Origin of the sequence: Flavonifractor sp. An306, assembly GCF_002159455.1 — a bacterium.
Classification (GTDB): Bacteria; Bacillota; Clostridia; order Oscillospirales; family Oscillospiraceae; genus Flavonifractor.
In genome coordinates, this window is record NZ_NFIQ01000039.1 from 17,886 (window position 1) to 36,947 (window position 19,062).

Annotated in this window: 22 protein-coding genes and 1 other RNA gene; 20 read left to right on the forward strand and 3 right to left on the reverse strand. The window is 54.5% G+C overall.

Annotated elements, in window-relative coordinates:
• Window positions 1-40 precede the first annotated feature (40 nt).
• Entirely contained in the window at window positions 41-2,740 is a 2,700-nt protein-coding gene (locus tag B5F88_RS10980) for a transglycosylase domain-containing protein (RefSeq protein WP_087345765.1), read from the reverse strand.
• Window positions 2,741-2,949: 209 nt separating this feature from the next.
• Between B5F88_RS10980 and B5F88_RS10985 the strand changes: the two genes are divergently transcribed.
• From B5F88_RS10985 to B5F88_RS11010, 6 genes are all read left to right on the forward strand, one after another.
• On the forward strand, window positions 2,950-3,261 hold the full coding sequence (locus B5F88_RS10985) for a DUF1292 domain-containing protein (RefSeq protein WP_242959742.1): 312 nt from the start codon (window positions 2,950-2,952) through the stop codon (window positions 3,259-3,261).
• A gap of 2 nt (window positions 3,262-3,263) precedes the next feature.
• Window positions 3,264-3,464, forward strand: a non-coding RNA gene (ssrS, locus tag B5F88_RS10990) — 6S RNA.
• A gap of 164 nt (window positions 3,465-3,628) precedes the next feature.
• On the forward strand, window positions 3,629-5,239 hold the full coding sequence (locus B5F88_RS10995; protein WP_087345771.1) for a peptidylprolyl isomerase: 1,611 nt from the start codon (window positions 3,629-3,631) through the stop codon (window positions 5,237-5,239).
• A 58-nt stretch (window positions 5,240-5,297) separates the two neighbouring features.
• On the forward strand, window positions 5,298-6,014 hold the full coding sequence (locus B5F88_RS11000) for a tRNA threonylcarbamoyladenosine dehydratase (RefSeq protein WP_087345774.1): 717 nt from the start codon (window positions 5,298-5,300) through the stop codon (window positions 6,012-6,014).
• Between the two features lie 53 nt (window positions 6,015-6,067).
• Entirely contained in the window at window positions 6,068-6,436 is a 369-nt protein-coding gene (locus tag B5F88_RS11005) for a TSUP family transporter (protein ID WP_087345777.1), read from the forward strand.
• Window positions 6,433-6,807, forward strand: coding sequence for a sulfite exporter TauE/SafE family protein (locus tag B5F88_RS11010; RefSeq protein WP_087345779.1), 375 nt, complete (start codon window positions 6,433-6,435; stop codon window positions 6,805-6,807). Before B5F88_RS11005 ends, B5F88_RS11010 begins: the two co-directional genes overlap by 4 nt.
• Here B5F88_RS11010 and B5F88_RS11015 read toward each other — a convergent pair.
• Both B5F88_RS11015 and ruvX read right to left on the reverse strand, forming a co-directional pair.
• Window positions 6,801-7,085 (reverse strand): antibiotic biosynthesis monooxygenase family protein, encoded by a 285-nt coding sequence (locus B5F88_RS11015; protein WP_087345780.1) that lies wholly within the window; start codon window positions 7,083-7,085, stop codon window positions 6,801-6,803. The two genes, B5F88_RS11010 and B5F88_RS11015, sit on opposite strands and share 7 nt — an antisense overlap.
• Entirely contained in the window at window positions 7,082-7,504 is a 423-nt protein-coding gene (gene ruvX / locus B5F88_RS11020; protein WP_087345783.1) for a Holliday junction resolvase RuvX, read from the reverse strand. The genes B5F88_RS11015 and ruvX overlap by 4 nt, the downstream gene beginning before the upstream one ends.
• 316 nt (window positions 7,505-7,820) lie before the next feature.
• Between ruvX and rpmG the strand changes: the two genes are divergently transcribed.
• The 14 genes from rpmG to B5F88_RS11090 all read left to right on the forward strand — a co-directional run.
• Window positions 7,821-7,985 carry a 50S ribosomal protein L33 gene (gene rpmG, locus B5F88_RS11025; protein ID WP_009259908.1) on the forward strand — a complete coding sequence of 55 codons (165 nt, stop codon included), beginning with the start codon at window positions 7,821-7,823 and terminating at the stop codon, window positions 7,983-7,985.
• Between the two features lie 42 nt (window positions 7,986-8,027).
• On the forward strand, window positions 8,028-8,345 hold the full coding sequence (secE, locus tag B5F88_RS11030) for a preprotein translocase subunit SecE (RefSeq protein ID WP_087345790.1): 318 nt from the start codon (window positions 8,028-8,030) through the stop codon (window positions 8,343-8,345).
• Between the two features lie 9 nt (window positions 8,346-8,354).
• On the forward strand, window positions 8,355-8,879 hold the full coding sequence (gene nusG, locus B5F88_RS11035) for a transcription termination/antitermination protein NusG (protein ID WP_087345792.1): 525 nt from the start codon (window positions 8,355-8,357) through the stop codon (window positions 8,877-8,879).
• A gap of 94 nt (window positions 8,880-8,973) precedes the next feature.
• Window positions 8,974-9,399: a 50S ribosomal protein L11 gene (gene rplK / locus B5F88_RS11040; RefSeq protein WP_087345795.1), complete on the forward strand. Its 426-nt coding sequence runs from the start codon at window positions 8,974-8,976 to the stop codon at window positions 9,397-9,399.
• Between the two features lie 20 nt (window positions 9,400-9,419).
• Window positions 9,420-10,112, forward strand: coding sequence for a 50S ribosomal protein L1 (gene rplA / locus B5F88_RS11045; RefSeq protein WP_087188133.1), 693 nt, complete (start codon window positions 9,420-9,422; stop codon window positions 10,110-10,112).
• A gap of 265 nt (window positions 10,113-10,377) precedes the next feature.
• The gene (gene rplJ / locus B5F88_RS11050; protein WP_087345798.1) at window positions 10,378-10,911 is read left to right on the forward strand and encodes a 50S ribosomal protein L10; all 534 of its coding nucleotides are present in this window, start codon (window positions 10,378-10,380) and stop codon (window positions 10,909-10,911) included.
• Window positions 10,912-10,953: 42 nt separating this feature from the next.
• Window positions 10,954-11,328 (forward strand): 50S ribosomal protein L7/L12, encoded by a 375-nt coding sequence (gene rplL / locus B5F88_RS11055; RefSeq protein WP_087345801.1) that lies wholly within the window; start codon window positions 10,954-10,956, stop codon window positions 11,326-11,328.
• Between the two features lie 308 nt (window positions 11,329-11,636).
• Complete coding sequence (locus B5F88_RS11060; protein ID WP_087345804.1) at window positions 11,637-12,773, forward strand: S-layer homology domain-containing protein; 1,137 nt, start codon at window positions 11,637-11,639, stop codon at window positions 12,771-12,773.
• A 499-nt stretch (window positions 12,774-13,272) separates the two neighbouring features.
• Window positions 13,273-15,363, forward strand: a complete 2,091-nt coding sequence (locus tag B5F88_RS11065; RefSeq protein ID WP_087345807.1) for an AAA family ATPase — start codon at window positions 13,273-13,275, stop codon at window positions 15,361-15,363.
• Complete coding sequence (locus tag B5F88_RS11070) at window positions 15,344-16,660, forward strand: hypothetical protein (protein WP_087345810.1); 1,317 nt, start codon at window positions 15,344-15,346, stop codon at window positions 16,658-16,660. The genes B5F88_RS11065 and B5F88_RS11070 overlap by 20 nt, the downstream gene beginning before the upstream one ends.
• 100 nt (window positions 16,661-16,760) lie before the next feature.
• Window positions 16,761-17,108, forward strand: coding sequence for a plasmid mobilization relaxosome protein MobC (gene mobC, locus B5F88_RS11075; RefSeq protein WP_087345813.1), 348 nt, complete (start codon window positions 16,761-16,763; stop codon window positions 17,106-17,108).
• 313 nt (window positions 17,109-17,421) lie between these two features.
• Window positions 17,422-17,814 carry a hypothetical protein gene (locus B5F88_RS11080; RefSeq protein WP_087345816.1) on the forward strand — a complete coding sequence of 131 codons (393 nt, stop codon included), beginning with the start codon at window positions 17,422-17,424 and terminating at the stop codon, window positions 17,812-17,814.
• The gene (locus B5F88_RS11085) at window positions 17,811-18,131 is read left to right on the forward strand and encodes a hypothetical protein (protein ID WP_204246226.1); all 321 of its coding nucleotides are present in this window, start codon (window positions 17,811-17,813) and stop codon (window positions 18,129-18,131) included. Before B5F88_RS11080 ends, B5F88_RS11085 begins: the two co-directional genes overlap by 4 nt.
• 170 nt (window positions 18,132-18,301) lie before the next feature.
• The coding region (locus B5F88_RS11090) for an IS256 family transposase (protein ID WP_140402097.1) at window positions 18,302-19,062 on the forward strand (761 nt) is incomplete at its 3' end.

Sequence of the window (19,062 nt, forward strand, 5' to 3'; positions counted from 1 at the left end):
GGAACATCCGGGGGGTCCCATTCATCTGTCTATGCGTTCTTCACCCGTCAGCCGGTACATAAGGCTCCTCCGTCGGCGTGGCCGTCGGAATTGGCGTGGGCGGCGGGGTGGGCTCGAGCACCGACGGCGTGGTTTCCACTCCAGGGGTTGGGGTGGTCACCGGCGGCAGATTATAGTCGGGATAGGTGGTCTCGTCCGCCGGATCGAAACCGGGCCACTGCTCCTGGGTGGGCCAGGTGGACGGGTCGTTCCGGTCGAAGGAATTGGGGTCATACTCCGCCGGCGGAGCTACCGGCGCGGTGGTGTGGGTGGTACAGGTCCCCTGGGCCTCCAGGAAGCTGTAGAGATAGTTGGAGTCCCGGGCGGTGGCGCCGCCCACGCTCTCTCTGCTATAGTCCAGGATACCGATGGTCTTGACCGTACCCTCGGTGATGCCCAGGGCCTCGTTGGCCTCCCGGGGGCAGAACTCCCCGGCCAGATGGTACAGTCCGGAGATGGCCTCCCCGTCAGAACCCACCACAGGAGAGGCGGTACACACCTCCACCTCCTTATGGAGGGCACAGGACTCGGCGGGCACATCATCGGCAAACATGGTGACGCTGATGACCCGGCTGCCCCGGGGATCGGCGGCACAGGCCTCCGTGGCCCGCAGGCCGCTGTCCTGGCAGATCTGCACCGTGGTGGTGCCGCCGGGCTTGGTAAAGCCCTTATTCTCCAGCCCTTCATGAATGGGGGCCATTACCTTCCGCCACAGAGTGACCGCCGGGTTGCCGTTGCTATAGTAGATGCGCTCCGGGTTTTTATAGCCTACCCACACGGCGGCGGTGTAATAGGGGGTATAGCCCACAAACCAACGGTCGTTGTTGGTGTTGGTGGAGCCGGTCTTGCCCGCCACCGTCATACCGGAAAGCTGGGCGGCGGTGCCGGTGGCTCCGCTGTACTTGCCGTTGACCACGCCCTTGAGCAGCTCGTTGACATACCAGCTGGTCTTGGTGGACAGGGCCACCTCGGGCTCGTTGGCAGTATTGTCCAGCAGCACTTCCTCCACACCGTCCACCTCGCGGGTAACCTTGGTGTAGGTCTTGGGCTCGACATACAGCCCGTCCCGGGGAAAGACCGAGTAGGCCGCCGCCATGTCCATGACGCTGACGCCCTTGGTCAGGCCGCCCAGGGCCAGCTGGCTGGCGCCGTAATCGTTCTTGACCTCGCCGTTGACTGTCAGTTCCTCCACCAGGTCAATATGCAGATTCTCCTGCATGAACTGGAAGGAGGTCTCCACACCCAGCTGCTGCAGGGTGCGCACCGCCACAGGGTTGGAGGAGACAGCAATGGCAGGGGCCAGATTTATCAGGCCCTTATAGTGCAGGTAGGAGTTGGCGGGCCAGGCGCTGCTGCCCAGCACCTGCACCGGATAATCGTCAAAGGAGGACGCCGGGGTGATGACCCCGTACTCCAGGGCGGGGGCATACACCGCCAGGGGCTTGATGGAGGAGCCGGGCTGCCGGTAGGTGCCGCTGGCCATGTTGAGCAGACGGTTGCCCTCCTTTTCGCCCAGGGCGCCTGCCAGGCCCACCACGTTGCCCTCCGGATCCAGTACTACGATGGCCGACTGAATTTCCTGGCCGCTCTTGGACACCAGATTCAGATTGCTCCGGTCATAGTACACCGTCTCCACGGCGGACTGGACCTCCTGGTCCACACAGGCGTAAATCTTCAGTCCGCCGGAGAGCACCATATCCTCGGCAATCTGATCGGAATAGCCGTACTTTTCCTTCAGATCATCAATGACGTCGCTGATGACCTGTTCGTCATACCAGTTGTAGATGATGCTGGGCTTTTTCTCGTCCTGCTCCCGGACAAAATCCAGCTCCTCAGCCACAGCGGAGCGATATTCCGCCTCGCTGATCATGCCCAGGTCCCACATTTTCCACAGCACCAGCTCCTGACGCTGCTTGTTCCGCTCCCGGCCGGTGGTGACCACACCGTCCTCATTGGTCATGCGCACGGTGGAGTTGGGGCCGTAGATGGTGGGGTTGTTGGTAATGCTGATCAGGCTGGCGCTCTCCGCCAGGGTCAGCTCGGACACATCCTTGCCGAAATAGTTCTCCGCGGCGGTGGCCACGCCATAGCAGCCGTCGCCCAGATAGATATAATTGAGATACCACTCCAGAATCTGATCCTTGGAATAGGTGGAGTCAAAATCCAGGGCGGTGAAAATCTCCAGGATCTTGCGCTTCACCGTCACATCGTCGTACTGGGTGACGTTTTTGATGAGCTGCTGGGTAATGGTGGAGCCGCCCTGGATGTCCCCGCCGGTAAACATGAGCAGCACGCCCTTCAGGGTGCGCTTCCAGCTGACGCCGTTGTGACTGTAGAAGTTCTCGTCCTCGATGGCGACAGTGGCCTGCTGCAGGGACTTGGGGATCTGGGACAGTTCCACCAGCTTGCGGTTTTCGCTGCCGTGGAGGGCGAGATGCTCCACATACTGTCCCGTGGCCGAGTCCTTATAATAGATGGTGCTGGTCTGGTTCATGACAAAGTTGGCCTCCAGATGGGCCTGGGGAATAATGACCGTACGGATATAATTGGCCGCAAAGCAGCACAGAATCACCGAGGTGATGATTCCGATGAGCAGAAGCGTGCCAAAGACTTTTCCTATGGTCGCAAATACCGTTACCGCCGGAGAACGGCCTTTCCGCCGCCGCTCCGGACGTGGGTTCTGATTGTTGGTTGACGCCAAAATGACACCTCCGTTTACCAGGTGGAACAGCTGATGGGTACAATCCGATAGAGTACATTATAGCATATTCTGCCGCTTTGTCCACCCTATCACCTGCTAAAAATTCCATATTTTGTATTCCCGAAAAATTTGGCTTGTCTGACTCTTGCATTTTTCCGCCGCACAGGATACAATTAAGAGGCGAAGAAAAGGAAGGTATGGTGCCCGACATGAGCGAAGAATTTGGCCCTGATTTCATCACCGTCACCGATGAGGACGGCAATGAATTTGAGCTGGAACATCTGGACACACTGGAGTACAACGGTCAGACCTACATGGCCTTCTTCCCCGCCGTTCCCGGCGAGGACGGCGAGGGCGTTCAGGATGTGGACCTGGACGACGAGGAGTACGGCCTGATCATTCTCAAGGCGGTCACGGTGGACGGAGAGGAACAGCTCTCCACCCTGGACAGCGAGGAGGAGCTGGAGCTGGTTTATCAGCAGTTCATGGAATCCCTCTTCGCCGACGAGGAAGATACCTGATTCCATTCCTGCTCGGTGCGTGACGGGTTTTATTTAAACCCACATTTCTGAAACGGGATGCCCCACTCATGACGTGGACTGCAGGCCTCCCGGCCGTTCCTTCGGGTGCGGCTGGAAGTTGGAAGCAACGAAGCGTCATGGAGGCGACCCACCTGCCATTCGTGCAGGTTTTAAATGGATCCGCACGGCCAGAGCGGGGTCCCCCACGAAACGGTTGTTTCGTGGGGTTTTTCTTTTATAAACTCTGAACAAAGTGTAAAAACTGTTTTTGTACTTGAAAGCAGGGACACTTTCCGATATAATACTTCATTGTCTATTGGTTTCCCTGCTTCGGCAGGAACTTTTATCGAGAGGACTGAAGCTATCAATGAGCGCATCCAGAGAAAAAAAGCAGCGCCAGGGCGACCTCGCTCAGGGTCTGACCCAAAAGCAGCGCCAGGAGCTGAAGGAACAGCAGGCCGCCAAACGCAAGGCTGTTCTCTACACGGTCATCGGCGTGGTCATCGCCGTGCTGGTGGTCATTCTGCTGGTCTGGCACTCCGGCATCTTCCAGCGCCGCGCCACCGCCCTCAGCGTGGGAGGCCGGAATTACAATGTGAATGACGTGGAATACTACTTCCGCTCCGCCCTGGCCGAGGAGTACTATATGGGCTATTACACCGGCGGCGCCACCTTTGATCCCTCCGCGGATCTGCACACCCAGTACGTGGACGAGGGGCAGACCCAGAGCTACTACGACTACTTTATGGAGCAGGCCATTTCCCAGCTGACCGAGGCGGTCGCCCTGGAGAACGCCGCCGCTGAGGAGGGCTTCACCCTGTCCGAGGAGGACAAGGCAGCCGTGGAGGAGAGCATCAACTCCACCAAGACCTCCGCCGAGGAAAACGGCTATCCCAACCTGGAGAGCTACCTCAGAGCCAACTACAGCAGATATATGACCGTCTCCGATTACCGGACCTGCGTGGAGCGGGCCGCCCTGGTCAGCAACTACAAGACCGCCTACACCGATAAGCAGGAGGTCACTGAGGAGGACCTGGAGACCTATTACCAGGAGAACGCCGCCTCCCTGGACAGCTATGACTACCGCTATATCGCCATAGACGGCGCCGCCCCCAGCACCACCGACGAGGAGGGCAACACCGTGGAGGCCACCGACGAGGAGAAGCAGGCCGCCATGGACGCCGCCAAGGCCAAGGCCGACGAGTTTGCCGCCGCGGTGGAGGCCGCCGAGGACAAGAGCACTGCCTTTGGCGAGCTGGCCCCCGACTATGTGGCGGAAAGCTCCAAGGAGACTTACGCCAACGACCCCGATTACTCCCTGCAAACCGGCACCGTGGGCAGCAGCCTGAACACCAATTTCAGCGAGTGGATTCAGGATGATGCCCGCACCGCCGGCGATGTGACCGTGATCGAGGGCACCAGCAGCTACTATGTGGTGCTGTTCCTGGACCGTTACCGCAATGAGGACCCCACCGTGGACATCCGCCACATCCTGATCAAGGCGGAGCTGACCCAGGAGGACGACCCCGCCACCGAGGACGTGGACGAGTCCACCGTGCCCACCCAGGAGGCTCTAGACGCCGCCAAGGCGGAAGCTGAGCGGCTGCTGAGCGAGTGGGAGTCCGGCGACAAAACCGCCGAGTCCTTCGGCGCTCTAGCTGAGGCCAACTCCGATGACACCGGCTCCAGCTCCAACGGCGGCCTGTATGAGCAGGTCTCCCGCGGGGACATGTTCGACGCCTTTGACGCCTGGATTTTTGATGAGAGCCGTCAGGCCGGCGACACCACCCTGGTGGAGAATCCCCAGTCTGGCCAGCAGGGCTGGCACGTGATCTACTTCCAGGACTGGAACAACCCGGTCTGGAAGATCACCTCCGACAGCTCCATCCGCAGCCAGCGGCTCAGCGACTGGGTGACCAGCCTGACCGACGGCCTGGAGGCCGTCCAGGGCAGCGGTGCCAAGTACGTGGGCGAATAATCAATACAGGAGCAGGGCCTGCCGCAACGCGCGGCAGGCCCTTTTCAAAGGAGTAGGTATGGACGAGCGATTTTTACGGACGGAAATGCTGCTGGGAACCCCCGCTATGGAAAAGCTGACCGCCAGCCATGTGGCGGTATTCGGTCTGGGCGGCGTGGGCAGCTGGTGCGCCGAGGCCCTGGCCCGCTCCGGGGTGGGGGCTCTCACCCTGGTGGACCATGACCAGGTGGGGCTTACCAACCTGAACCGGCAGGTGGAGGCCACCCTGTCCACCCTGGGAAAGCCCAAGGCCCAGGCTATGGCGGAGCGGATCGCCGACATCAATCCCGGCTGCGCCGTCACGGCGCGGGCGGAAAAGTACGAGGCGGAAAACCGGGAGGCCTTTTTTTCCCTGCGGTACGACTATGTGGTGGACTGCATCGACCTGGTCTCCTGCAAGCTGGACCTGATCCAGACCTGCCTGGAGCGGGGCATCCCCATTCTCTCCGCCCTGGGCACCGGCAACAAGCTGGATCCCTCCCAGTTCCGCATCGGGGACATCTCCCAGACCGAGGGCTGCCCTCTGGCCCGGGTGGTGCGCAAGGAACTGCGCAACCGAGGCATCCGACGCCACCGGGTACTGTGGTCCCCGGAGCTCCCCAGACAGGCCGAGCAGCGGGAGGCTCCCCCGCCCGGCCGCCGGTCGGTCCCCGGCAGCGTGGCCTGGGTCCCCCCGGTGGCGGGGCTGATGATGGCGGGGGACGTGATATGCGCCCTCACCGGCACACAAATATAAAGGTATAAAAACATCCCTCCGCTGGCAGACTAAGGCCATCGGAGGGATGCTTTTTGAAACAACCGGAACACGGCTGGCTCCGCCCCGCCCTGGCGGGGGCGGCGGCAGGGCTCATCAACGGCTTTTTCGGCGGAGGAGGCGGCATGGTGCTGGTCCCCCTGCTGGCGGAATGGTGCGGCCTGGGCCAGCGGAAGGCCTTCGCCACTTCGGTGGCTGTGATCCTCCCCCTGTGCGCCCTCTCCGCCGCCATCTACCTGTTCCGGGGCGGGCTGGAGCTTATCCCCGCCCTCCCCTATCTGGCAGGCGGGCTGGCGGGGGGACTGCTGGGCGGCAGGCTGTTCAAGGGGCTGAACATGACCTGGCTCCGCCGGGGCTTCGCCCTGCTCATCCTCTATGGCGGCGTGAGGGCCCTGCTGGGATGAGCGGCTGGCTGGTTCCCTTTCTGGCCGGAGCAGCCACCGGAATCCTCTCCGGCTTCGGCGTGGGGGGCGGCACCCTGCTGCTCATCTATATGACCGCCTTTGCCGGGCTGCCCCAGGAGCAGGCCCAGGGGATCAATCTGCTCTACTTTCTCCCCGCCGCCGCCGCTTCTCTGCCCGCCCACGCCAAAAATGGGTTTCTGGAAAAGCCGGTGCTATTACCGGCCATCGCCGCCGGGCTGGCGTGCGCCGCCCTGGGGGCCTGGACCGCCACCGGTATGGACACCGCCCTGCTCCGCCGCCTGTTCGGCGTCTTTCTCCTCTTTGTAGGCGCCCGGGAGCTGTTTGCCGCCCGGACGCGGAGCGATCAATAGCGCTCGATGCGGGTATCCTCGATATACTCCGCCTTGATCTGGCGCAGCAGCGCCATGTGCTCGGAGTTCTGGTGGCCCGTCATGGCCTCCTCATCGGCCCAGATCTCCAGCAGGAAGAGCAGGTCCGGATTCTCCCGGGCGTCAAAGTACTCATAGCGGCGGCAGCCGGGCTCCGCCAGGGTCTTGTCCAGCACCCCCTGCTTCTTGACCTCCTCCACGAACTTGTCCCGCATACCGGGCTTGGCCTTGTAAAAGACGTTGAGCACAATTTCCTTCATTTCAGTTCCTCCTTTTTTCTAGTGAGGTATCCCTCCAGAATCAACGTGGCGGCTACCGCGTCCACATTGGCCTTATGCTGTTTCATTCGCTTTCCCGAGGCGTGGAGGATCCCGTGGGCCTCCACCGTGGTGCGCCGCTCATCCCACAAAACCGGTCTGAGCCCGCAGGCCTCCTCCACCTGGACCGCAAAGGCCCGGTACAGCTCGGCCCGGGGGCCCTCGGTCCCGTCCATGTTCCGGGGAAAGCCCATCACCAGCTCCTCCACCCCGCGCTCCTTCACCAGCCGCGCCAGCTCCGCCGCCACGATCTCGGGCTTGCGGCTGTGGATCACCGTGGTGTACCCCGCCAGCAGGCCGGTTGGGTCGGAAATGGCCACGCCCGTCCGGGCGTCGCCGTAGTCTATGGCCATAATCCGCAAATACAACCCTCCTTTCCCTACACTATACAGAAAAAAACTGAAAAAAACAAGGGGAGAGCGCTTGACTTCTCCCATCCGCTGTGGTATATTTCAATCACCTATGAAAAAGGGCTCTTTTTTTGTGCGCATTTTTACGGTGTGATGACGCGCAAAACCCTTCCCCTCCCGCGTGAGGACATAGGGAGGCAAGCGTGCCGAATCCGCACCGTAACGTGATGACAGGGCGCAGTATGCGCCTGTGCGTTGCTGGATTCGGCCCAAAGGCCGGGTCCAGCTTTTTTGCTGTTCCGGTCAAACAATGAAGGAGGTGCCGAACATGGCGAAAGCCGGCAACCGGGTGAAGATCACCCTGCGCTGCTCCGAGTGCAAGCAGCGTAACTACAACACCAACAAGAACAAGAAGAACACTCCCGATCGTCTTGAGCTGAACAAGTACTGCCCCTTCTGCAGGAAGCACACGGTTCATAACGAAACCAAGTAATGAGTGCTGCATATGGCTCAGAAGAAAGAAGGGTTAAACGGAATGTCTGAAAACGAGAAGCTCGAGCAGGCCGCTGAGAAGGCTGCCCCCGCTCCCGCGAAACCCGCCAAGGCGGACAAGAAGAAGGACGCTAAGACTGAGAAAAAGTCCAAGCCCGGCTTCTTCGCCCGGATCGGCAAGTGGTTCAAGGAGATGAAGAGCGAGCTGAAGAAGGTCCAGTGGCCCACCAAAAAGCAGACCATCAACAACACCGTCATCGTCATCGTCTGCTGCATCATCGTGGGCATCTGTATCTGGCTGTTCGACTGGCTCGCCGGCTCCGTGATCCGCGCCCTGCTTGATCTGTTCGGTAAGGGTTAAGGTGCTGCAATGGCTGATAACGCGAAGTGGTATGTGGTTCATACCTATTCCGGTTATGAAAACACGGTAGCCGCCAGCATTGAGAAGGCCGTGGAAAACCGCGGCCTGCGGGACCTGATCCAGGAGGTCAGCATCCCCCTGGAGACCGTGACCGAAATCACGGAAAACGGCCCCAAAACCGTGGAGCGCAAGGTGTTCCCCGGATACGTGCTGGTCAAGATGGTCATGACGGACGACACCTGGCATCTGGTGCGCAACATCCGCGGTGCCACCGGCTTCGTGGGCTCCGGCAACAAGGCCATTCCCCTCACCGAGGATGAAATCGCCGCCCTTGGCGTGGAAAAGCGCGAAGTGGTGGTGGGCTACCAGGTGGGCGACAACGTCAAGATCACCGATGGCGCTCTGGAGTCCTTCCTGGGCACCGTAGAGGAGATCGACCTGGACCGCAGCAAGGTCCGGGTGGTGGTCTCCATGTTCGGCCGGGAGACGCCCGTGGAGCTGGAGCTGGATCAGGTGGAACCTGTCCAGGACTGACGCTCCGGGCCTCGGCCCTTTTCCCCCGCACGTGGGAGGGACTGCTCCGCAGTTCCGCTTCCAACCACATTTATCGTAGGAGGTGCTGTTTCAAATGGCACAGAAAATTACTGGTTATGTGAAACTTCAGATTCCCGCGGGCAAGGCGACTCCCGCGCCCCCCGTCGGCCCCGCCCTTGGTCAGCACGGCATCAACATCGCCGCCTTCACCAAGGAGTTTAACGAGCGTACCAAGAACGACGCCGGCCTGATCATCCCCGTGGTGATCACCGTCTACGCCGACCGCTCCTTCACCTTCATCACCAAGACTCCCCCCGCCGCCGTCCTCATCAAGAAGGCCTGCAACATCGAGTCCGGCTCCGGTGTGCCCAACAAGACCAAGGTGGCCACCATCAGCAAGGAAGATGTGCGCAAGATCGCCGAGACCAAGATGCCCGACCTGAACGCGGCCAGCATCGAGGCGGCTATGAGCATGATCGCCGGCACTGCCCGCTCCATGGGCATCGTGGTGGGCGACTAAGCCGAAGGAGGGAATAGAGCATGTTTAGAGGCAAGAAATATCAGGAGAGCGCCAAGCTCATCGACAAGGGCGCTCTGTACGATACCGCTGAGGCCATGGAGCTGGTGGTCAAGACCGCTCCCGCCAAGTTCGACGAGACCGTGGAGCTCCACGTGAAGCTGGGCGTTGACTCCCGTCACGCCGACCAGCAGGTCCGCGGCGCCATCGTGCTGCCCCACGGCACCGGCAAGACCCAGCGGGTACTGGTGTTCGCCAAGGGCGACAAGGCTGAGGCCGCCAAGGCCGCCGGCGCCGACTTCGTGGGCGAGATGGACATGGTGGAGAAGATCCAGAAGGAGAACTGGTTCGACTACGACGTGGTCGTGGCTTCCCCCGACATGATGGGCGTTGTGGGCCGTCTGGGTAAGGTTCTGGGCCCCAAGGGCCTGATGCCCTCCCCCAAGGCCGGTACCGTCACCCCCGACGTGGCCAAGGCCGTCACCGAGATCAAGGCCGGTAAGGTGGAGTACCGTCTGGACAAGACCAACATCATCCACTGCCCCATCGGCAAGGTCTCCTTCGGCGCTGAGAAGCTCACCGAGAACTTCAACGCCCTGATGGGCGCCATCATCAAGGCCAAGCCCTCCGCCGCCAAGGGTCAGTACATTCGCTCCTGCGTGTGTGCTTCCACCATGGGCCCCGGCGTGAAGATCAACGGCGCTAAGCTCATGTGAGTTATTTCGGAGCTTATTTGCCCCGAACCTAAAAAAGTTGTCATTTTCGGACAGGTCATGCTTGACATGGCCTGTCCGGAATGATATACTATTAGCCGTGTTCAAAGACAGCAGGCGGCGCAAGCCATAAGTCCTGCCGAGAATGCAGCCACAACGGAATGATTTTCTTTGTGCTGTTTTCGCTGCTTTGAATGCGGAAACAGCTTTTTTGCTGCGTGACTGCATCGGAAAAGTTGAACTCAAATTCAACGGAGGTGAATTCCAAATGCCTAACGCAAAGGTTCTCAGTGAGAAGCAGGCCATCGTGGCCGAGCTGACCGAGAAGCTCAAGACCGCCGCCAGCGGCGTGCTTGTTGACTACAAGGGCATCACTGTGGCTCAGGACACCGCTCTGCGCGCCGAGTGCCGCAAGAACGAGCTGGACTACGCCGTGGTGAAGAACACCCTGGTGCGTTTCGCCATCAACAACGTGGGCCTGAACGAGATGGACGAGGTGCTCAACGGCACCACCTCTCTGGCTCTGTCCCACGGCGACCCTATCGCCCCCATGCGGGTGATCAACAAGTTCGCCAAGCAGTTCAACGGCGAGAAGTTCGTCATCAAGGCCGGCTTCATGGACGGCAAGGTGCTGTCCATGGACGAGATTACCGCTCTGGCCGAGCTGCCCTCCAAGGAGGTTCTGCAGGCTCAGGTCCTGGGCACCATGCTGGCCCCCATCACCAGCCTGGCCATCGTCATCAAGGCCATCTGCGAGCAGAAGGGCGGCTCTGTGGAGAGCGCCGAGGCTGCCGCCGAGTAAGATCAACGATTCAAACATTATTTATTTAGGAGGTTACCTATCATGGCTTCTGAGAAAATCACTGCCCTCATTGAAGAGGTTAAGGGTCTGACCGTTCTGGAGCTCTCCGAGCTCGTCCACGCTCTGGAGGAGGAGTTCGGCGTTTCCGCCGCCGCTATGGCTGCTCCCGCCGCTGGCGGCGCTGCCGCTCCCGCTGCTGAGGAGAAGACCGAGTTCGACGTGGTGCTGGCTGACGTGGGCGCCGAGAAGATCAAGGTCATCAAGGCTGTCCGTGAGATCACCGGCCTGGGCCTGGCTGAGGCCAAGGCTGCCGTCGAGGCCGCTCCCAAGGCCATCAAGGAGGGCGTGTCCAAGGACGAGGCCGAGGAGCTGAAGAAGAAGCTGGAGGAAGTCGGCGCCAAGGTGGAGCTGAAGTAATCCAAGCGATCCTGATGAGGCCATTCCCCCGCATCTTAGCCTCATTGTCCACTCAATCATGACTCAAAAGGAGTCCAAGGTAATCGTAATGATTGCCCTGGGCTCCTCTTTTTTATGGAGACTTAATGGACTCGCTGGTTGGTGTTGATCTTGGCATGGGGTAATCCTCCTTGATAGTATGTGCCTGGTACTACTATCCCGGGAGTGCTTTTCATCTAACATGGGTGTTAGCCGCAAATTAATATGTGCTATATGCCAACTCTGTGCTATACTGTAACCACATTAATCTGCCGGAGGAGGAAAAGGAAATGAAGAGACTACTATCGCTATTACTATCGCTAACTGTAATTATATCTCTGTCTGTACCGGCCTTTGCTGCCGGCCCCTCTTTTCTTGATGTCTCCCAGAGCCACTGGGCCTACCAGTTCGTGGCGCAGGCAGCTAAGGAGGGCTGGGTGTCTGGCGTTGGTAACGGCAAGTTCAATCCCAATGGCAAGGTGACAGGTGCCGAGTGGTATACCATGGTCATCAGAGCATTTTTCCCTGACAAGATCCCTGACGAGGCACCCGCCGGCCAGTGGTACAGTGGCAAGTGGTATGCACCTTATGCAGCGGCCGGCGACCAGCTTGAGTTTGCCGAACGTTTGGACGACTATGCGACCTCTCAGGACATTGCTGAGCGCCCTCTGACCCGTGCCGAGATGGCGGCTGTCATTTTTAAGGTACTGTCCTGGTACGATGTTCAGGCACCCGAGGACAAGCTGACTGAGGCTGAGCAGAGCATCCCTGACCTCAATAACTATGCACTGGAGGACGGTCGACGTGGCCCCATTATCAAGTGCTATGCTCTCGGTATTCTCGCAGGCACCGACAGCAAGGGTACTTTCAACGGCGAGGCCGATATGACCCGTGCCCAGGCTGCTGTGACTCTGTGCCGTCTGGCGGATGTGATCGAGGCGAAGGAAAATGGCACTCTCCCTGGTCCCGACGACAAGCCCGATCCTAAGCCTGATCCCGAGCCCGAGCCTGAACCCGAGCCTGGCGATCAGACCACTGCGAATGTGCCTACCGAGGCGGAGGCTTACGACGCAATTATGGCTCTGCAACAGGATTATCCGCAGGGCATGTCCTGGACAAATGACAACACATGGTACGATGACAAGGGCAATTCTCGTGGTAAAGGTTGTGTTGCCTTCGCTGCTCTTTGTCAGTATACTGCTTTCGGAGATGTCCCTGGACATTATGTAGACTCTCTTGACGATGTCAAGGTTGGTGATTCTATTCGTATCGGCAATTACCACACGGTTGTTGTCCTCGAAAAGAAAACCAATTCTGTTATTGTCACAGAAGGCAACTTTGACTCTATAATCAATTGGGGTAGAGAAATCCCCTTCTCTGAGATTGAATCAGCAGGATACAAGATCTATTCCTACTATCCCAATTAAACAATTTCTCTCACACAAAAGACCACCGAGCATTAGATGGGTGCTCGTAAGACAGTAATTCATCAAAATTACTATTTATAGTATCTGTCTGGCAGGATTGGATAACAAAACAGGTGGCACTCAACTTCGGTTGGGTGTCATCTGTTTTTGTACGTTTAAGGGGAGAAAACTGCCTATTTTTTGCTCTGTACGGCAAGGAAAGTGGAATGGATGATATAGATGCCGTTGTCACGGTGAAATCTATACAGAACACTAACTCCGCAAAGAATGCTGCTTGCTGCGGAGAGATGATGCTTGTGATTCCATGAATAACCTCATTAGACCGTAAAGCTGACAGATACACATTTCAATGAAAGGTACGTCTACTGCTATAAATGCCACCTCAGTAGCCTTTATTCATGGAAAAGATACATTTTGATACGATATATTCTGATAAGTTACTTGAAACCACCCACTCCATACGCTATAATGTGTGTACACACCATTGAGGAGGTGCAGCATGGCTATACCAAAACTGAAAAAACAGGATATCATTGATGCCTTAAAATTTGTCGACGAGGACGGCGTTCCCGAACACAATGTAAGTACAAAGTATGTGCTCGTGTCTGAAGATGGGAAAAAGTATCCGCCGAAGTATGTGGTGGCCGTGGCTGACCATTTGGCAAACGGCATGGATATTTCAACGGAATCCTTTAACAGCGTTGAAGCAAAGAGCTATCTGGAAAGTCTGGGTTTCACTATTGAGACAAAACAGCAGGAAAAATTCGAGTTGTCTATTACTGCTGAAAGCATTGAGTCAACGGATGAACGTTTTACAATGGACAATCTGGGCCTCGGCGATAATTACAAACCTCTGGATGTCTATTTTAAGAGGGCAAACGGGGATATAATCAAACGATCCTACAGCAAAGGTGAAAGAAGAAATTCTAATCAGACTATGCCACGCATTGCCTGCCAGATATTCGAGAAGCAGCTCGCTACCCTGTCTGTTGAGGACAAGGAGAACTTTCCTGTTTGTAAATACAATCCGGACAGCAACATAATCAGAGGTATCTTTGCGAGCGTTGATGAATTCAAGAAGCACCGCAATACGATAGAGTACCTGACATACGGATACGACAACGGTCGCCAGTTCGTTATCTATTGTTGGAATATTTTCTCCACGATTATCTTCGTTCAGGAGTGCTTGAAGCGTTTCGGTGAGCCGGGAGATCAGTTCGTTCTGATATACCGTGAAAAAGATGAAAAAGAGACAACAGCGGCAGAAACGGAAGCCGCTGTTCAGGAAGAGCTTGTTCAGCAGTTCAAAGGATATCGTAATCCTTTCTCTTCTATGCTGATTGAATCAAAGAATCTGATTTTCAGAGGTGCGCCCGGTACAGGAAAGTCCTATCTTGCTAAAGAAATTGCTGCGGATATTATCAGCAATGGGTACTTTGACGATTATACGCTACTCACTGACGAGCAAAAAAAGCAGGTAGAGTTTGTCCAATTCCATCCAAGTTATGACTACTCCGATTTTGTTGAAGGGCTGAGGCCAAAGGTCAATGACGACGGGTCGATGGGCTTTGAATTGCAAGACGGCATTTTCAAGAAATTTGTTGCTCGTGCCAGAAAGAACTATGAGGATTCACAAAAATCCAGAGAAACGGTGGAAAAGGAAGCCTCAGTTCAGGAAACTATGACGGAATTTTTCTCCGGCATTGAGTTTGGCGTTGACACATTTAAGACAATCAACGGAAATGAATTTACCATTACAGGCGTGGATGACGGACATATTAATATTTCCATTCCCGGAAATGCGACTGCCAACAAACTCGCCCTAAATTTAGACGAAGTTAGAAAGATGCTGGAGTCCGGGCAAAAGTTCGACAAAATAAAGGATATTACAGCTTTCTTCGGAAAGTCCTTTGCCACTCAGGGGTATTCATATGACTTTGCTATCTATAAAGCGATTAGAGCAAAGAAAAGCACAGCTCCAAAGGTAAAGGTGAAACAGGAAGAACTAAAAAAATATATATTTATCATTGATGAAATCAACCGCGGCGAAATTTCAAAGATTTTCGGTGAACTGTTCTTTGCAATAGACCCCGGATATCGTGGCAAAGCCGGAGAAATCTCCACGCAGTATTCCAATCTGCATTCCGACCCTGGCGAAAAGTTCTATATTCCTGAGAATGTCTATATCATCGGTACGATGAACGATATCGACCGTTCTGTAGACAGCTTTGATTTTGCTATGCGCCGTCGTTTTCGTTTCGTGGAACTCAAAGCGGATGAGCGTCTCGAAATGCTTGCATTGTTAGAAAACGAGGAATTGGAGTCCGAAGCAATTAGAAGAATGGCTGCTCTCAACAAAGAGATTGCGGGTGTTGAGGACTTGAACGATAATTATCAAATCGGTGCATCTTACTTCCTGAAGCTGAAAACACTTGACTTTGACCAGCTTTGGACAGATTACCTACAGCCGCTCCTACAGGAATACATTCAGGGAATGTACGATGAGGATGGCCTTATGAATCAATTCGCAAAAGCATACGGTTATCAGAAACCTACCAGAGGTGATGCGGATGAAGTTGCTCAAGATTAAGGATAATTCGCAGCAGAAAAAAGATGTATTTTCTCACATTGGAAAGTTGGTCGGCAAAATTGCAGACAAAACATTGGAGCAGCTTGAGCACGAAGGTGTATTCATATTTCCCGAAATCGTAAAGGACGCAGAGGATATTTCACGAGATCAGATGATTCTGCAAAGTGTCAATGACACCTATCGCTCTGGCAATGTGATGGGGGTTCTTGGTTGCGGTGATGAGCGTCTTATTATCGAGTCCCGCTTCTGTGGAGAGGGAGAGGATTACTTTTTCCAATATCTTTTGGACAAAGTTCTGGACTTTCCAAACATCGTAGACTTGGAGTCTGATGCCAATCAGGATAATCGTCTGTTTAATTTCTTGCTATTCCTGTTTCCGTATTACCTCAAGACGGCCATGAGGAAAGGTTTGTTCAAGAAGTATATCTGTCACAGATACAATGATGCGCATGTAAAAGGCACTATTGATGTCGCAAGGCATATAGAGAAGAACATTCCATTTATAGGGAATGTTGCATATAGCCAGCGTGAGTTTTCTTTTGATAACAGTCTGATGGAACTGGTGCGACACACCATAGAATTTATCAAGAGAAAGCCTTACGGAAACAATCTCCTTATCAAGGTGAAAGACGAGGTAAAGCTCGTAATAGATGCAACTCCGGGATATGAGCCTTATGACCGACAGAAAATCATTGAGCAGAACAAAAAGAATACTGTCCGCCATGCTTATTTCAGGGAATATCTTGCTTTGCAGAGATTGTGCCTCTTGATTCTTCGGCATCAAAAGCATCAAATCGGTTCGGGGTCGAGACAGATATACGGTATACTGTTTGACGGTGCATGGCTATGGGAGGAGTACATCAACTCGCTTGTTGAGGACATCTTCTATCATCCGATGAACAAGAGCGGCAAAGGTGCTCAAAGACTGTTCAATAGAAATGTCGGACTTATTTATCCCGATTTCATTAGCCGAAATAGCGAGGCTCGAGTCATTGCAGACGCCAAGTACAAGCCGATTGACAACATTGGCAATCGAGACTATTTACAGGTACTTGCCTATATGTTCCGTTTTGATGCTAAAGCTGGCTACTATCTCTATCCCGAAGCAGAAGGCTCTGGCGATCTAAAATTATGGATGAATCGTGGCTCTACCTATGAGGCAAATGTTACTCCGCGTGACGATATCAGCATCACCAAGCATGGATTAAAAATTCCTATGGACGTGTGGGATTATGCGAGTTTTATCGCAAAAATGAAGATTTCTGAGCAAGAGTTTATATACATATTCTCTACATGATTTTATAGAAGTACATAGAATAATGGATTCTCGATAAACGATTATTTCAATTTTGAGTAGATTAAAATACTCTGCAAAAATAACAAGGAGTTTTCCTCTTATGCCAGATAACAGAAACCGGAAGCGACCAATACAAGTCAAGTTTTTTGTAGACGAAAAAGAGCTTAACCTGATAAAACAGAAAATGGCACAGATGGGAACGGAGAACATGAGTGCCTATCTCCGCAAAATGGCAATCGACGGATATGTTGTGAATCTGGATATGCCTGAACTCCGTGAGCTGACTTCCAAAATGAAACGAATATCCAACAGCGAAAACCAGATTGCCAAACAGCTCAACACAACGGGTAACATCTACGAAGCTGACATTGAAGAAATCAAAAAGAATCAAGAGGAAATTTACGAAGGCATTAAAAAAATTCTGCTTTCTCTCTCCCATCTGAAGTGATGTCAGCTCCGCAGGAGCGTAGCCGATTTTGAAAAAATCGTCAAAGGGTTTGGGATGCTTCCCAACAAGCTTTTGCAAAAATCAGCTTCGCTGAAATTTGCAAAACGCACGATGTGTGTACACATGTGCACTGCTTGCAAAGTTTGTTTTGACCTTTTGTAAGCAAATTGAAGATTTTCATTTTCCACCAAATCGGCAACGCTATATTTTGTAAAACATCGCAGTGTACAGCTACACCTGCGGTACTTGCAATCCCAACAATTCTTTGAATAAATCGAATTGAAGTGAATGAAAGAAAAGGAGGCTCGACAGGATGGATGAGAAACGAACAGAGGAAGAAGCCCGTGAGCTTACTCCCGAAGAAATAGATGATATGATTTTTGAGGAACAGATTGCGAGTGGAGAGCATAACGAGAAAGTTCCCGAATACTACTTCTCCAATCCCGACCCGTATGCCAAGGTCGAGCCTCGCCCCGATGATGCACCAAAGCGTGACATCAAGTTTGATGAAAACGGTAACATCGTTGTAAAAAATCCGTCTGCCTTTTGGTTGCCCGAAGTGACAATCGTGGATGAAATCGGCGGCGCAGAATACACAGTTACAGGCAGCTACGAGGGCACGGAAACTCTTGATAAAAAGCTCAAACGCATTATGGAGCAGAACGCTGCCGATGATGAATCTGATATCACGGAGGATGGCGAATGAATAGCGACACCTCTCTTGATATAAACAACCATTCCAATCCTGTACAGACAGTTGCCCAACCAAAGGAGGATAACGAAATGTTAAGGGCAACCGACAAAATCACAGCACTTTATTGCAGATTGTCCGTAGAGGACACCAAGGATGAGAAGAAAAACGGCAAAGAGGATTTGTCAAATTCCATCCAAAATCAAAAGGCTATGTTGCTTCAATACGCACGAGATCACCGCTTTCCCCACCCGACATTTTTCATTGAGAAAAGTGTTATAGTTGGGATCAAATCAAGGAGGCTCTTGAGACACAAGGCCTTGCTGGTTTGATCCCAATTTTTTTGCCTGTTACCAGGACGCTGTAACAAGAGAGGATGTGGAACATGGGGATAAGGTACAATAATTTTCGCAAATTGAAAAAAGGATGAGAAGAGACATGGTTTGCAGAACTCTGGTAGAATGAAGTCGCGACACACCATTCTGAAAGGAGACAGCAAACCATGTCCGAGAAGATTGTACAGCTAAACGAAGAAGTTATCAAGGGCCAGCTCAAGGAGCTGGTTCGAGGTAGCGTAGAGGAAACCCTCAATGAGCTGCTGGAGGCCGAGGCGGAGAAACTGACCCAGGCGGCCCGGTACGAGCGCAATGAGCAGCGCCAGGGCTACCGCAGCGGCCATTACAGCCGTAATCTCACTACCACTTCCGGGGACGTCACCCTCAAGGTTCCCAAACTCAAGGGGATCTCCTTTGAGACCGCCATTATTGAGCGGTACCGCCGCCGGGAGAGCAGCGTGGAAGAGGCTCTCATTGAGATGTACCTGGCAGGTGTATCCGTCCGGCGTGTGGAGGACATTACAGAAGCTCTGTGGGGCAGCAAGGTGTCTCCCTCCACCATCAGTGAGCTAAACAAGAAAGCGTATGTCCGCATTGAGGATTGGCGGAATCGTCCTTTGCAAGGTGGACGGTACCCGTATGTCTATGTGGATGGGATATATTTGCGCCGCAACTGGGGCGGAGAGTTTGAAAATGTGGCCATTCTGGTGGCGATTGCAGTCAATGAGGACGGATACCGTGAGGTTCTGGGTGCCGCTGAGGGTATGAAAGAGGACAAGGCCAGCTGGGTCAGCTTCTTCCAGTGGCTGCGTGGCCGTGGCTTGGACGGGGTCAAGCTGGTGGTTGGAGACAAGTGCCTTGGTATGCTGGAGGCTGTGGGAGAAGTGTTCCCCGAAGCAAAGTACCAGCGTTGCACCGTCCACTTTTA